The following is a 13,532-nucleotide window of genomic DNA, read 5'->3' as shown; positions in this document are numbered from 1 at the left end:
TGGTGTACAGGCCCTTGCGCGCCAACTCGAGGGCGCGCGCCATGTAGTGGGCGTCGAGGACTGCCTGTTCAGACGTCATTGCTTGGAAGGCTCACGGGCCAGGCGGTCGATCTCTTCACGGAACTCATTGAGGTCCTGGAAGCGTCGATACACCGAGGCGAAACGGATATAGGCGACTTCGTCGAGCTTTTGCAGCTCGCCCATCACCAGCTCGCCGACCACCAGGCTCTTGACCTCGCGCTCGCCGGTCGCGCGCAACTTGTGCTTGATATGCGCCAGCGCCGCCTCCAGACGCTCGACACTCACCGGGCGTTTTTCCAGGGCGCGCTGCATACCGGCGCGCAGTTTTTCTTCGTCGAAGGGCTGGCGGCTGCCGTCGGATTTTATCAGGCGCGGCAATACCAGTTCGGCGGTTTCGAAGGTGGTGAAACGTTCACCGCAGCCAGAGGCCAGGCATTCGCGCCGGCGACGCACTTGATCGCCCTCGGCGACCAGACGCGAGTCAATGACCTTGGTGTCGTTGGCACCGCAGAAGGGACAGTGCATGGTTGGCAGGCAACAAATAATAGGGAGGGCCATGGTAGCGCATCCCCGTCGCAAGACAAGCCATAGCCTTTACGGTATATAGGCAGGCTTATATGTTTCTATTTTTTAAGCCACGGATTTTGTCCTTTCTGGAGCCGTACATGCAGTTACGACCACTCGTTCTACTCACCCTGTTCAGTTTTCTGGTCGCCTGCAGCAGCGAAGCCCCCAAGCCGGCCGCACCTCAGCCAACGCCGGCACAAGAGAAAAAAGTCCCCGGCATCGAAGACCTCGGCCCCCTGCCTGCCTACCAGCGGGAAATCAGCGGCAACCTGACCAATGTGCCGGCCGGCGCCGAAGTCGAGTTGGCGCTACTGGTGATCGACGAGCGCTCGCGCCCGCAGCAACTGCTCGCCAGCAGCGTATTGACCGGCAACGGCAAGCCCCTGGCCTTTCGCCTGCGCTTCAACCCCGAAGCGTTCCCGGCCGGTGCGCGGGTTGAATTGCGCGGTCGCGCCAGCCAGTCCGGCCAGTTGATCCTGCACCTGCCCGCCGTGCGCATCACCCAGGCGATTACCCAGACCACCGGCCCGCTGCAACTCGTCAAGGCGCCATGACACCACCGCTGCACCTGCAACGCGCCCTGAGTGAACTGATTGGCGACGCACACCTGGTGCCCTGCCCGCTGCCGGGCACCGAGCTGTGGTTGTGGTTGCTCGACGCCGACAACATGGACCGTGCCTTCAGCCAGGAAGAAACCCGGCGCATCTTGCATGAGCCGCCCTACTGGAGCTTCTGCTGGGCCAGCGGCCTGGCGCTGGCGCGCTATCTGGCGGCGAACCCCGCGTGGGTAGCGGGCAAGCGCGTGCTGGATTTCGGTACCGGCTCCGGCGTGGCCGCGATTGCAGCCGCCAAGGCTGGGGCATTGGAGGTGGTGGCGTGCGACCTTGATCCGCTGGCGCTGGCGGCTTGCCGGGCGAATGCCGAACTCAACGACGTGCAGCTGGGTTATTCAACCGACTTCTTTGCAGAGGCCGATCGCTTCGACCTGATCCTGGTGGCCGACGTGCTTTACGATCGCGCCAACCTGCCGCTGCTGGATCACTTCCTGACCCGAGCCCGCGAAGCGCTGGTGGCGGACTCGCGGGTGCGCGACTTCCAGCATCCGGATTATCAGCGGCTGGACATCCTCGAGGCACTGACCCTGCCGGACCTGGCCGAGCCGTGGGAGTTTCGCAAGGTGAGCCTGTACCATTCGCGGCGATAACCGTCCACGTTACAAATTCCCGGCAATATATTGATTGAGACAAGAAAAGCCGCGGTATGGAAAATGCCAGTCCTCGCCCGCAGCTCTGACAATCGACTGCAATGTCTTCGTATTCAAACTCACTGATGTCCAACGAAGCGCAGGCCTTGCCAAACGCTGGGCATCTGCCTAACCTTTGCGCTAATACACCCGCCATGCCTCTGGTTACTTCAGTAACCAAGCACAAATTGTGCGGGTTTTTTATGCCCGGCGCTTTTGGGGCATGAGGTCATTCAGCAAGCCAGCCATAGATGTTCCTGCTCAACTGGAACTGCTCAAGCTACGCGGACTGATCATTCACAATGAAGCTCGCGCTGAGCGCTTCCTGCAGGCCGTCAGTTTCTTTCGACTTAGCCCTTATATGCGACCCTTCCAGCAGCCGGAAGATATCGATCATCGCTTTCGTGAAGGCAGCCAGTTTGGTCAGTTGACCCGCCTTTACGACTTCGACCGGCGGCTTCGTTTACTGACCATGGATGCCATCGAACGTGTCGAAATTGCCTCGCGTTGCGTTATCAGCAACCAAATGGGCCCCACGCATGGCAGTCATTGGTATACCAACCCGCTGCTGTTTCACCCCACCTTTGATCATCAGCGCCTGCTGACAACACTCTGCGGCAAACAAGACACGGCAACGCGTGAGTACATGCGCGAATGTGACCGGATCGACAGGTCGCACGCGAGCGATGCGAGAAAGGCGCTGCTCAAACGCCAACGGTCAAAAGAGAGCTACGCCCGCCATTACCCCGCGACCTATGCCCACCCAACGCTGATGCCTGGCTGGGCGATGCTCGAAGAACTTACGCTGGGGGACCTGTCCCACCTGTACAAAGGCTTGGCCAGGGACGCCGATAAAAAAGCCGTCGCCAAGCGCTTGCTGCTCCCGGCGCCACTGATGCAGTCCTGGCTGCACACGCTGACCACCATCCGAAATATGTGCGCCCACCATTCGCGAATGTGGAACCGGCAATTGGGTGTTCGACCCGAATTACCCAGGAAGGCCACCTTTGCATGGCCCGGGCATTTGCTTGAACCAGGGCCACATAGTCGAATGTTCGCGGTTCTTTGCATGCTCAATCATCTGATGCGCCAAGTGAGTCCACAGACTCCCTGGGGCCACAGCCTGCATGTGCTTATCCGTGAATTTCCCGAGGTCAGTCTCAAAGCAATGGGTTTTCCTCAAGACTGGTACCTCGATCCGTTTTGGCATGCGCCTGAACACTAATCCCCATACGGCTTCCGATAGCCAGCGCCAGCCCTTATAGTTGCCCCCATTCCCGCTTTATTCGAGACGCCTCATGAGTGAGCCCACGCCGTACATCTTCGACGTCACTGCCGCCAACTTCGAGCAGGCAGTGATTCAGAACTCTTTCGAAAAACCTGTGCTGGTGGACTTCTGGGCCGAGTGGTGCGCGCCGTGCAAGGCGCTGATGCCGATGCTGGCGCAGATTGCCGAGAGTTATCGCGGTGAGTTGCTGCTGGCCAAGGTCGATTGCGAAGCCGAGCAGGACATCGTTGCGCGTTTCGGTATCCAGAGCCTGCCGACGGTGGTGTTGTTCAAGGACGGTCAGCCGGTGGATGGGTTTGCCGGGGCGCAGCCGGAGTCGGCGGTGCGGGCGATGCTCGAGCCCCATGTGCAGATGCCGCCACCGGCTGCAGCCGATCCGCTGGAACAGGCACAAGCGTTGTTTGCCGAGGGCCGCATCAGCGATGCCGAAGCCATGTTGGTTGCGCTGCTGGGCGAAGACAACACCAACGCCGCCGCGCTGATCCTGTACGCGCGTTGCCTGGCCGAGCGCGGTGAACTGGATGAAGCCCAAACCGTGCTGGACGCCGTAAAAGGCGATGAGCACAAGGCCGCCCTCGCCGGGGCCAAGGCGCAAATCACCTTCCTGCGCCAGGCTGCCGACCTGCCGGACAGCGCCGACCTGAAAAGCCGCCTGGCGCAGAACCCGCAGGATGACGAAGCGGCCTATCAGTTGAGCATTCAACAACTGGCGCGCCAGCAATACGACGCCGCGCTGGAAGGCCTGCTCAAGCTGTTCGTGCGCAATCGCAGCTACAGCGAAGGCCTGCCACACAAGACCTTGCTGCAGGTGTTCGAACTGCTGGGCAACGATCACCCGCTGGTCACGGTGTACCGCCGCAAATTGTTTGCCGCGCTGTACTGACCCTCACCCTGTAGGAGCGAACTTGCTCGCGAAGGCCGTCAACGATAACGCGGGCATCCTGAATGAACGCGGTGCCTATGCGTTTTTCGCGAGCGAGCTCGCTCCTACGACGCGTCGATCCAGGTGTACAGCGGCGTGTCTGCGCCGCTGGTCACTTTCACTTTGGTGCTGTGGCGCAGGCGCACCAGCAGGCGCTTGCCTGCGGCGGCATCGCCGGCCAACCCTTCCAGTTGATCGAGCAACTCCAGGCCGCTGAGCTGCCCGGCGTTGCGCAACAGATCCTGGGCGTTCTGCCATAGATCCTCACTTTGCCTGACCGGTACCGCCGTCGACTCGGCCGGCACCGGGGCGGCCTGCAAGTGTGCGCCCAGTCGCGCCCAATCGCCGTCGTCCAGTTCCAGGGTCAAGTCCACCGGCAGGTCGCCGACGGTTCCACGAATTCGCAACATCGTCCTTACTCCCGCATTTTTTCTGACGGACATGCTCCCATGCAGCTTGCGCAACGCCAAGCGGACGGTCAAACTCTCGGCACTATTGTTATAAGATCACATAACAAAACTTTCATCTGTGGAGTCCTGTCATGCGCCGTCTGCTGCTTGCTTTGCCGTTTGCCCTGCTGCCTCTGGCTGTCGCTCACGCCGATGAAGATCACGATCATGAGCATGGCAGCCTCGGCGCTCACGAACACGGTGTGGGCCGTCTCAATGCAGTGCTGGACGGCCAGAGCCTGGAGCTTGAGCTGGACAGCCCGGCGATGAACCTGGTGGGTTTCGAACACGTCGCGACCAGCGCCGCCGACAAAGCCAAAGTCGCCGCCGCGCGCAAACAGCTGGAAAGTCCGCTGGCACTGTTCAACGTACCCAAGGCCGCCGGTTGCGTCGTCAGCACCCAGGAACTCAACAGCCCGCTGTTCGGCGACAAGCCCGAAGCCGATCACGATGATGACGATGACGATAACAATGACCATGCCACCGACGGCAAAGGCGCTGCCGCCCATGAGCATCATCATGACCACAGCGAAATCCATGCCCACTACCAGTTCACCTGCGCCAAGCCAGAGGCACTGAGCAACTTGGACCTGAGCCAAGTGTTCAAGACCTTCCCCGCCACCCGGAAAATTCAGGTACAACTGATCGGCCCGAGCGGCCAGCAAGGTGCTGACGCGACCGCCACTGCAGCCACCCTGAAGTTCTGAGTTCACATGACCCCTGCACTGATCGAACTGTCCGACCTGGGCTTCAACTGGCCCGGTCACCCCCAGTTGCTGGACATCCCCGCGTTCCGCCTGGAGCCGGGGCAAACCCTGTTCCTCAAGGGCCCCAGCGGCAGTGGCAAAACCACCTTGCTCGGGTTGCTTGGCGGTGTGCACAAACCCAGCCGAGGCAGTATCCGCCTGCTCGGCCAGGAGCTGACCGAACTGTCTGCCGGTGCCCGTGACCGTTTTCGTGTGGACCACACCGGCTACATCTTCCAGCAGTTCAACCTGCTGCCGTTTTTGTCGGTACGTGAAAACGTCGAGCTGCCTTGCCACTTTTCCAAGCTGCGGGCCCGGCGCGCGGCCCAGCGCCACGGCAGTGTCGACCAGGCCGCAGCGACCTTGCTCGCGCACCTGGGTTTGAACGACCCGGACTTGCTCGAGCGCCGCGCCGATTCGCTGTCCATCGGCCAGCAACAACGGGTGGCCGCCGCCCGTGCGCTGATCGGTCAACCGGAACTGGTGATCGCCGACGAGCCCACCTCGGCCCTCGACTACGACGCCCGCGAAGCATTCATTCAGTTGCTGTTCGCCGAATGCCGCGAAGCGGGCGCCAGCCTGTTGTTTGTCAGCCACGACCAAAGCCTGGCCCCGCTGTTCGACCGCAACCTGTCGCTGGCCGAACTCAATCGCGCCGCCACGCCTGCAGAGGTTTGAGATGTATTTGTTTCGTCTGGCCATGGCCAGCCTGGCCAACCGCCGCTTTACCGCGATCCTCACCGCCTTCGCCATCGCGCTTTCCGTCTGCCTGTTACTGGCGGTGGAGCGCGTGCGCGTTGAAGCGCGCAACAGCTTCGCCAGTACCATCAGCGGCACCGACCTGATCGTCGGGGCGCGCTCGGGCTCGGTAAACCTGCTGCTGTACTCGGTGTTTCGCATCGGCAACGCCACCAATAACATCCGCTGGGACAGCTACGAGCACTTCGCCGCCAACCCCCAGGTGAAATGGGCGATTCCGATTTCCCTGGGCGATTCCCATCGCGGTTACCGGGTGATGGGCACCAACGCATCCTACTTCGAGCATTACCAGTACGGTCGCAAACAGAACCTTGAACTGGCCAGCGGCCGCGCGTTTGCCACCGACCCGTTCGAAGTGGTGCTCGGCGCCGAGGTCGCCGAGGCCCTGCACTACACGCTCGGCGACAAGCTGGTGCTGGCCCATGGCGTGGCGGTGGTCAGCCTGGTCAAGCACGATGACAAGCCCTTCACCGTGGTCGGCATCCTCAAGCGCACCGGCACGCCGGTGGACCGCACGCTGCATATCAGCCTCGGCGGCATGGAGGCGATCCACATCGACTGGCACAACGGTGTCCCGGCCCAGGGCAAAGGCCGTATCAGCGCCGATCAGGCGCGCAATATGGACCTGACCCCGCAAGCCATCACCGCGTTCATGCTCGGTTTGAATAACAAGATTTCCACCTTCGCCCTGCAACGGGAAATCAATGAGTTCCGTGGCGAACCGATGCTGGCGATCCTGCCGGGCGTGGCGTTGCAAGAGCTGTGGAGCATGATGGGCACGGCGGAAAAAGCCTTGTTCGTGATCTCGTTGTTCGTGGTGCTGACCGGGTTGATCGGCATGCTCACGGCGATCCTCACCAGCCTCAACGAACGCCGCCGCGAGATGGCGATCCTGCGCTCGGTGGGCGCAAGGCCGTGGCATATCGCCACGCTTTTGATCTTCGAGGCCTTCGCGCTGGCGCTGTCCGGCGTGGTGGCAGGTCTTGGTTTACTGTACCTGTGCATCGGCGCATCGCGCGGTTATTTGCAGGCCAACTACGGGCTGGACCTGCCGATGGCATGGCCGAGCGAATATGAATGGACGTTGCTCGCCGGTATCCTGGCGGCGGCGCTGCTGATGGGCAGCGTGCCTGCCTGGCGTGCCTATCGCCAGTCGTTGGCCGATGGCCTGTCCATTCGTTTATGAGGAAGCTGTCGATGCGTCGTGCCCTGTTTGCCCTGTTGCTGCTGGTGGCCGTACCTGCCTGGGCCGAGGAGCAGCCCCGGGATTTGTCGTGGCAGGAAATGATCCCAGCGGATGCGCCACCGGAAGTGCCCAATATGAAACCGCTGCACGACCTGTCGAACATGGCCGATGCCTTGTCCGTCGAGGCCGCGCCCGCCGCCAAACAGGACTTGCCCAACGCGCCGGTGGTGCAGAGCCTCAACGGCCGGCACATTCGTCTGCCGGGGTACATCGTGCCGCTGGAAGTGAGCGAAGAGGGCCGCACCACCGAGTTCCTGCTGGTGCCGTATTTCGGCGCGTGCATCCATGTGCCGCCACCGCCGTCGAACCAGATCGTGCATGTGAAAAGCGAAGTCGGGGTGAAACTCGACGAGCTGTACCAGCCGTACTGGATCGAAGGCGCGATGCAGGTCAAGCCGTCGTCCAGTGAGTTGGCTGACGCCGGTTACCAGATGGATGCCGAGAAGATTTATATGTACGAGCTGGAGGAATAATCCCTCCCCTCAAACACACCGAAGATCAAATGTGGGAGGGGGCTTGCCCGCGACGACGTCGGCCCAGCAAACACTGATGTTGGTTGACCCACCGCTATCGGGGGCAAGTCGAATCGTCGCACCGCCCCTCCCACAGGGGATCTGCGCTAACTGACCGGTACTGGGGCAAGCCCCCCCCTCCCACAGTTTTTTTGCGGCGTGGTTAGCCTTTCATTGAGCTGAGTCAAAAGATCGTGCGGAACGATCTTTACCATTGGACGTACAACTTTTAACGTCCTTTTGGAGCTCCCATGAACAAGTCTCTGCTCGGTGCGTCCCTCTTCGCGCTCGCCCTCGTCGTCCCTGTCGCTCACGCCCACCAGGCGGGCGACATTCTGGTTCGCGCCGGTGCAATCACCGTGAACCCGAAGGCCGACAGCAGCAGCGTCAAGGTTGACCAGGGCCCATTGGCCGGCGCCAACCTGGGCGGCAAGGCGACCATGAGCAGCGACACCCAACTGGGCTTGAACTTCGCCTACATGATCACCGATCACGTCGGTATCGAACTGCTGGCCGCCACGCCGTTCGAGCACGATGTCAAGATCAAGAACACCGCCCTCGGCGCCGCCAACGGCAAGCTCGGCACACTCAAACACCTGCCGCCGACCCTGAGCGTCGTGTACTACCCGCTGGACCACCAGTCCGCGTTTCAACCCTATGTGGGCGCCGGTATCAACTACACCTGGATCTATGACGAACACGTCGGCAGCCGCGCCGAGCAAGCCGGCTTCAGCAACTTCAAGGCCGAGAACTCCTGGGGCTGGGCCGCGCAGATCGGCGCCGACTACATGATCAACGACAAATGGATGATCAACGCCCAGGCGCGCTACATCGACATCAGCACTAAGGCGACTGTGGATAACAACGCGCTGGGCCAGGGCACTCGGGCCAAGGTCAATGTGGATGTCGACCCGATGGTCTACATGGTGGGTATTGGCTACAAGTTCTAAATAACACGGCATAACAATGTGGGAGGGGGCTTGCCCCCGATAGCGGTGGACCAGTCAATAAATCTTTGACTGACACTCTGCTATCGGGGGCAAGCCCCCTCCCACATTGGGTTCTGTGTTGTTTTCAGAAGTGGCGGTAGAACCGGTCTAGCAACGCCGGCAAGCCTGCCCGCCATGCCCGTGGCTTGATGCCAAAGGTATGCAGAATTTTCTTGCAGGCCAGCACCGCGTGCTGTGGCTCGTCCGCCGCATCCGGCCGCGCGGCGTGGGCCTGGGCGGTGGGCGACTCGATGGCCAGCGCGTGGAAGTTGCGGGCTTCGGTGATAATCGCCTGGCCCAGCGCCAGCGGTGTGGTCGCCTCGTGACCGGCGTAGTGGTAGGTGCCCCACAGCGGCGCCGCGCAATCGAGTTGCTTGAGCACGGAAATGATCACCCGCGCCGCATCGTCCACCGGCGTCGGGTTGCCGCGACGGTCGTCGGCCATCAACAACTCATCCGGCTGTTCGGCCCGGGCCAGGAAGCGGCCGAGGGTGCCGTCGACGCTGTCATCCAGCAACCAGCCAAACCGCAGCAGCACATGCTGCGGGCAGGTGGCGCGTACGCTTTGCTCGATACGCCACAACGCCTGGCCGCGCAGGCCCAGGGGCACCGGCTCGTCTTTTTCGCTGTAGGCGGTGGCGCGGGAACCATCGAACACGCGGTAGCTGGACGGTTGCACCAGGGTAATGCTGTGGTGCTGGCACAGTTCGGCCAGGCGTTCGATGGCGAATTCCTGGGAAGCCAGGCGGGTTTCGCTGACGGCTTCGGCCTGGAACCAGTCGAAATAGTAGGCGAGGTTGATCAATGCATCGGGACGGGTGTCGTCGAGCAATTGGGTGAGGCTCGCGGCATCCCAGCCGTCTTGGGGCGGTTTGGGGGCGAGGAAACCGATGTCTTCCTCTGCACCGAGGCGAATCAGCGCCTGCCCGAGGGCATTCCCGCCGCCCAGTAACATAAGGCGCATTCGCATAGATTGAGCAGGCCCGGTCTGTTTGGAACGATGGTTGTTGTCGGCAGGCGCGTGAGCCTTGCCGTAGGTTTATTCCAGAATCGTTGCATTTTGCGGGTTTGTAGCGCAACCGTCACGGACAAAGTAGGTGTTTGCAACTTGTTGGAGCGACGGGTATCAATCACTACATGAACCTTCCCGACTCAACAGACAGGGCACTGGACGGCTTCCACCCCGCCGTCAGTACCTGGTTTCGCAGCACCTTCCCCTCGGTGACCGACGCGCAGGCCCGGGCGTGGCCGCTGATCCGTCAGCGCCGTTCGACGCTGATCGCCGCGCCGACCGGTTCGGGCAAGACCCTGACCGCCTTTCTCGCGGTGCTGGACGACCTGGTCCACCAGGGTCTGGCCAACGGCGGCCAACTGCCCGATGAAACCCTGGTGGTCTACATTTCGCCGCTCAAGGCGCTGTCCAACGACATTCAACTCAACCTGCAAAACCCGCTGGCCGGCATCACCGAGCATCTTGAAAAATCCGGCCTGCCGCCGTTGGTGATCCGCACCGCAGTGCGCACCGGCGACACTCCGCAAAAAGACCGCGCGCAGATGCGCAAGCGTGCGCCGCACATCCTGGTCACCACCCCGGAATCGCTGTATGTGCTGCTGGGCTCGGACTCGGGCAGGCAGATGCTCGCCAGCACGCGCACGGTGATCGTCGATGAGATCCACGCGATTGCCGCCGGCAAGCGCGGCAGCCACCTGGCGTTAAGCCTGGAGCGCCTGCAAGCCTTGTGCGCCGAGGCGCTGACGCGCATCGGCCTGTCGGCCACGCAAAAGCCTATCGATGCGGTGTCGCGGTTTTTGGTCGGTAGCGGCCGCGAGTGCGCCATTGTCGACATCGGCCCCGCCCGCCCGCGCGACCTGGCTATCGAAGTGCCGCCAGTGCCGCTCTCCGCGGTGATGGCCAATGATGTGTGGGAGCTGGTCTACGACCGCCTCGCCGAGCTGGCGCGCGAACACCGCACCACGCTGATATTCGTGAACACCCGGCGCCTGGCCGAACGCTTGGCGCGGCATCTGAGCGAGCGTTTGGGCAAGACGGCGGTGGCCGCCCACCACGGCAGCCTGGCCAAGGAAATGCGCCTGGACGCCGAGCAACGCCTCAAGGCCGGTGCGCTGCAAGTGCTGATCGCCACCGCGTCGCTGGAGCTGGGCATTGATATCGGCGATGTGGACCTGGTCTGCCAGATCGGCTCGCCCGGCTCGATCAACGGGTTTCTGCAACGGGTCGGCCGCTCCGGGCACCAGGTCGGCGGTACGCCCAAGGGCCGCCTGTTTGCCACCACCCGCGACGACTTGATCGAATGCGCCGCCCTCCTCGACTGCGTGCGCCGTGGCGAGCTCGACACCTTGCACATCCCCGTGGCGCCGCTGGACGTGCTGGCCCAGCAGATCATCGCCGAGGTCAGCGCGCGCGAATGGTCGGAAGCTGCCCTGCTGACGCTTGTCCGCCGCGCCGCGCCCTATGCCACGCTGGACGAGCGCCATTACCAGGCGCTGTTGCACATGCTCGCCGACGGCTACAACGGCCGCCAGGGCATGCGCAGCGCTTATCTGCATCGGGACGCCGTGACTCACACCCTGCGCGGCCGCCGTGGCGCCCGGCTCACGGCCGTGACCAGCGGCGGCACCATCCCCGACAACGCCGACTACAGCGTGCTGCTCGAGCCCCAGAGCCTGAACATCGGCAGCGTCAACGAAGACTTTGCGGTGGAAAGCATCGCCGGCGATATTTTCCAGCTCGGCAATACGTCCTACCGCATCCTGCGGGTGGACGCCGGCAAGGTGCGCGTCGAGGACGCCCACGGTCAGCCGCCGACCATTCCGTTCTGGATAGGCGAAGCGCCGGGGCGCAGCAACGAGTTGTCGGCGGCGGTGGCCCGTCTGCAGGGGCAGTTGGACCACCTGCTCGGCGCCAGCCCCGGTGACCTGCAACCGGCGCAAGCGTGGCTCACCGACACCCTCGGCCTGGACCGCGCCAGCGCCGAACAACTGCTGGATTACCTGGCCCGCACGCGCCTGGCCCTCAGCGCCTTGCCGTCGCAGGACACCTTGATCATGGAGCGGTTTTTCGACGCGTCCGGGGGCACCCAGTTGATCATCCACACGCCCTTTGGCAGCCGTATCAACCGCGCCTGGGGCCTGGCCCTGCGCAAGCGCTTTTGCCGCACCTTCAACTTCGAGCTGCAAGCGGCGGCCAGCGAAAATGCGATTGTGCTGTCGCTGTCCACCAGTCACAGCTTCGCGCTGGATGACGTGTGGCGCTACCTCAACAGCAACAGCGCCGAACACCTGCTGATCCAGGCCGTGCTGGATGCGCCGCTGTTCGGCGTGCGCTGGCGCTGGAACGCCGGCGTGGCCCTGGCATTGCCGCGCTACACCGGCGGGCGCAAGGTGGCGCCGCAGATCCAGCGCATGAAAAGCGAAGACCTGATCGCCAGTGTGTTTCCCGACCAGATTGCCTGCCTGGAAAACCTCGCCGGCGAGCGCGAAGTGCCCGACCACCCGCTGGTGGAACAAACCCTCGATGACTGCCTGCACGAAGCCATGGACAGCGAAGGCTGGCTGGCCCTGTTGCGACGCATGGAAGCAGGCGACGTGCGCATGGTCAGCCGCGACCTGCCCGCGCCCTCGCCGATGGCCGCCGAAATTCTCAGCGCGCGCCCCTACACCTTTCTCGATGACGCGCCACTGGAAGAACGCCGCACCCAGGCGGTGCTCAACCGCCGCTGGAGCGACCCGCAGAGTACCGACGATCTCGGCGCACTGGATGCCGAGGCGATCGCCGGGGTACGCGAGGAGGCCTGGCCCGCGCCCCAGGGGCCGGATGAAATGCACGAAGCGCTGATGAGCCTGGCCTGTATTGCAGAGCAGGAGGTCACGCCAGAATGGGCCAAGTGGCTGCGGGCTTTGCACAAGGCCGGACGCGCTTATCCGTTGCCCAACGGCTTGTGGGTGGCCGTGGAACGCTTGAGCTGTTTACAGGCAATCTACCCGCACAACCTGCCGCTGCTGCCCGGTTTCGATGAGCCGTGGACATCCGATGAGGCCTTGGTGGAAGTGCTGCGCGCGCGCCTGGGCGGTTTCGGCCCATTGACGCTGCCCGAGATTGCCGCGCCCCTGGCGCTGCCGCCCGCTACCGTGGCCCAGGGGTTGGCGCGGCTGGAGCAGGAAGGCTACGTGCTGCGCGGGCACTTCAGCCCCGGCTGCAGCGCTGAGCAATGGTGCGAACGGCACCTGCTGGCGCGTATTCATCGCTACACGGTCAAGCGCCTGCGCCGGGAAATCGAACCGGTGGCGCTGCAGGATTTCATGCGATTTCTGTTCGACTGGCAGCACCTGTCCGACAGCACGCGCGGCCAGGGCAGCGCGGTGTTGCCGCAGATAGTCGCCCAGTTCGAAGGCTACGCCGCCGCCACGTCGGCCTGGGACAGTGACCTGCTCAGTGCGCGTATCAAGGATTACGCCTCGACCTGGCTCGACGACCTGTGCCGCAGTGGCAAGCTGGTGTGGACGCGCCTGAGCCACAAAGCCGGCGCCATTGCCTTGCGCAGCACGCCAATCGTGCTGTTACCGCGCAGCCAGGTGCCGTTGTGGAGCGGGCTGACCGAACAGACCGACAGCACGACGCTGTCGCCCAAGGCGCAGAAAGTCCATTTGGCCCTGCGCGAACAAGGCGCGTTGTTTTTCGATGAACTGGTACATGAAGCCCATCTGCTGCGCAGCGAGTTGGAAACCGCGCTGCAGGAGCTGGTCGGCGCGGGGTTGGTGAATGCCGACAG

The 13,532-nt window shown here is 63.0% G+C and carries 13 protein-coding genes; 10 read left to right on the top strand and 3 right to left on the bottom strand.

The window, feature by feature from the left end; all coding sequences use genetic code 11:
- Positions 1–75 precede the first annotated feature (75 nt).
- Complete coding sequence (nrdR, locus tag BFP90_RS03645; RefSeq protein ID WP_065888389.1) at positions 76–546, bottom strand: transcriptional regulator NrdR; 471 nt, start codon at positions 544–546, stop codon at positions 76–78.
- Positions 547–686: 140 nt separating this feature from the next.
- Between nrdR and BFP90_RS03640 the strand changes: the two genes are divergently transcribed.
- The 4 genes from BFP90_RS03640 (at position 687) to trxA (ending at position 4,002) form a co-directional block, all read left to right on the top strand.
- Positions 687–1,142 carry a YbaY family lipoprotein gene (locus BFP90_RS03640; RefSeq protein ID WP_065891623.1) on the top strand — a complete coding sequence of 152 codons (456 nt, stop codon included), beginning with the start codon at positions 687–689 and terminating at the stop codon, positions 1,140–1,142.
- Complete coding sequence (locus tag BFP90_RS03635) at positions 1,139–1,792, top strand: class I SAM-dependent methyltransferase (RefSeq protein WP_065895969.1); 654 nt, start codon at positions 1,139–1,141, stop codon at positions 1,790–1,792. Before BFP90_RS03640 ends, BFP90_RS03635 begins: the two co-directional genes overlap by 4 nt.
- A 262-nt stretch (positions 1,793–2,054) precedes the next feature.
- The gene (locus BFP90_RS03630) at positions 2,055–3,056 is read left to right on the top strand and encodes an Abi family protein (RefSeq protein WP_065895968.1); all 1,002 of its coding nucleotides are present in this window, start codon (positions 2,055–2,057) and stop codon (positions 3,054–3,056) included.
- 73 nt (positions 3,057–3,129) lie between these two features.
- A complete protein-coding gene (gene trxA / locus BFP90_RS03625; RefSeq protein ID WP_065888393.1) occupies positions 3,130–4,002 on the top strand; it encodes a thioredoxin in 873 nt (290 codons plus the stop codon).
- A gap of 104 nt (positions 4,003–4,106) precedes the next feature.
- Here the strand turns inward: trxA and BFP90_RS03620 are convergent, their stop codons facing one another.
- The gene (locus BFP90_RS03620; protein WP_065895967.1) at positions 4,107–4,451 is read right to left on the bottom strand and encodes a hypothetical protein; all 345 of its coding nucleotides are present in this window, start codon (positions 4,449–4,451) and stop codon (positions 4,107–4,109) included.
- Positions 4,452–4,582: 131 nt separating this feature from the next.
- Here BFP90_RS03620 and BFP90_RS03615 point away from each other — a divergent pair, with 131 nt between their 5' ends.
- The 5 genes from BFP90_RS03615 to BFP90_RS03595 all read left to right on the top strand — a co-directional run bounded on the left by BFP90_RS03615 (position 4,583) and on the right by BFP90_RS03595 (position 8,703).
- Positions 4,583–5,197, top strand: a complete 615-nt coding sequence (locus BFP90_RS03615; protein WP_065895966.1) for a DUF2796 domain-containing protein — start codon at positions 4,583–4,585, stop codon at positions 5,195–5,197.
- Between the two features lie 6 nt (positions 5,198–5,203).
- Entirely contained in the window at positions 5,204–5,914 is a 711-nt protein-coding gene (locus BFP90_RS03610) for an ABC transporter ATP-binding protein (RefSeq protein WP_065891618.1), read from the top strand.
- Position 5,915: 1 nt separating this feature from the next.
- Positions 5,916–7,181 (top strand): ABC transporter permease, encoded by a 1,266-nt coding sequence (locus tag BFP90_RS03605; protein WP_065895965.1) that lies wholly within the window; start codon positions 5,916–5,918, stop codon positions 7,179–7,181.
- Between the two features lie 11 nt (positions 7,182–7,192).
- The gene (locus BFP90_RS03600) at positions 7,193–7,714 is read left to right on the top strand and encodes a DUF3299 domain-containing protein (protein WP_065891616.1); all 522 of its coding nucleotides are present in this window, start codon (positions 7,193–7,195) and stop codon (positions 7,712–7,714) included.
- A gap of 290 nt (positions 7,715–8,004) precedes the next feature.
- Complete coding sequence (locus BFP90_RS03595) at positions 8,005–8,703, top strand: OmpW/AlkL family protein (RefSeq protein WP_065888399.1); 699 nt, start codon at positions 8,005–8,007, stop codon at positions 8,701–8,703.
- 124 nt (positions 8,704–8,827) lie between these two features.
- On the opposite strand, the gene BFP90_RS03590 is transcribed toward BFP90_RS03595, so the two are convergent.
- Positions 8,828–9,712, bottom strand: a complete 885-nt coding sequence (locus BFP90_RS03590; RefSeq protein WP_083203146.1) for a sugar nucleotide-binding protein — start codon at positions 9,710–9,712, stop codon at positions 8,828–8,830.
- Between the two features lie 167 nt (positions 9,713–9,879).
- Between BFP90_RS03590 and BFP90_RS03585 the strand changes: the two genes are divergently transcribed.
- The coding region (locus BFP90_RS03585; protein ID WP_065895964.1) for a DEAD/DEAH box helicase at positions 9,880–13,532 on the top strand (3,653 nt) is incomplete at its 3' end.

It is taken from the genome of Pseudomonas sp. 24 E 13 (assembly GCF_900004715.1).
In the GTDB taxonomy this organism is placed as follows: domain Bacteria; phylum Pseudomonadota; class Gammaproteobacteria; order Pseudomonadales; family Pseudomonadaceae; genus Aquipseudomonas; species Aquipseudomonas orientalis_A.
Note: the sequence above shows the minus strand (reverse complement) of the source record. Positions and strands in the feature narration are given on the sequence as shown.

Coding starts and splice junctions, on each gene's coding strand:
- nrdR (WP_065888389.1), bottom strand. CDS start 546: ATGCACTGTCCCTTCTGCGGTGCCAACGACACCAAGGTCATTGACTCG.
- BFP90_RS03640 (WP_065891623.1), top strand. CDS start 687: ATGCAGTTACGACCACTCGTTCTACTCACCCTGTTCAGTTTTCTGGTC.
- BFP90_RS03635 (WP_065895969.1), top strand. CDS start 1,139: ATGACACCACCGCTGCACCTGCAACGCGCCCTGAGTGAACTGATTGGC.
- BFP90_RS03630 (WP_065895968.1), top strand. CDS start 2,055: ATGAGGTCATTCAGCAAGCCAGCCATAGATGTTCCTGCTCAACTGGAA.
- trxA (WP_065888393.1), top strand. CDS start 3,130: ATGAGTGAGCCCACGCCGTACATCTTCGACGTCACTGCCGCCAACTTC.
- BFP90_RS03620 (WP_065895967.1), bottom strand. CDS start 4,451: ATGTTGCGAATTCGTGGAACCGTCGGCGACCTGCCGGTGGACTTGACC.
- BFP90_RS03615 (WP_065895966.1), top strand. CDS start 4,583: ATGCGCCGTCTGCTGCTTGCTTTGCCGTTTGCCCTGCTGCCTCTGGCT.
- BFP90_RS03610 (WP_065891618.1), top strand. CDS start 5,204: ATGACCCCTGCACTGATCGAACTGTCCGACCTGGGCTTCAACTGGCCC.
- BFP90_RS03605 (WP_065895965.1), top strand. CDS start 5,916: ATGTATTTGTTTCGTCTGGCCATGGCCAGCCTGGCCAACCGCCGCTTT.
- BFP90_RS03600 (WP_065891616.1), top strand. CDS start 7,193: ATGCGTCGTGCCCTGTTTGCCCTGTTGCTGCTGGTGGCCGTACCTGCC.
- BFP90_RS03595 (WP_065888399.1), top strand. CDS start 8,005: ATGAACAAGTCTCTGCTCGGTGCGTCCCTCTTCGCGCTCGCCCTCGTC.
- BFP90_RS03590 (WP_083203146.1), bottom strand. CDS start 9,712: ATGCGAATGCGCCTTATGTTACTGGGCGGCGGGAATGCCCTCGGGCAG.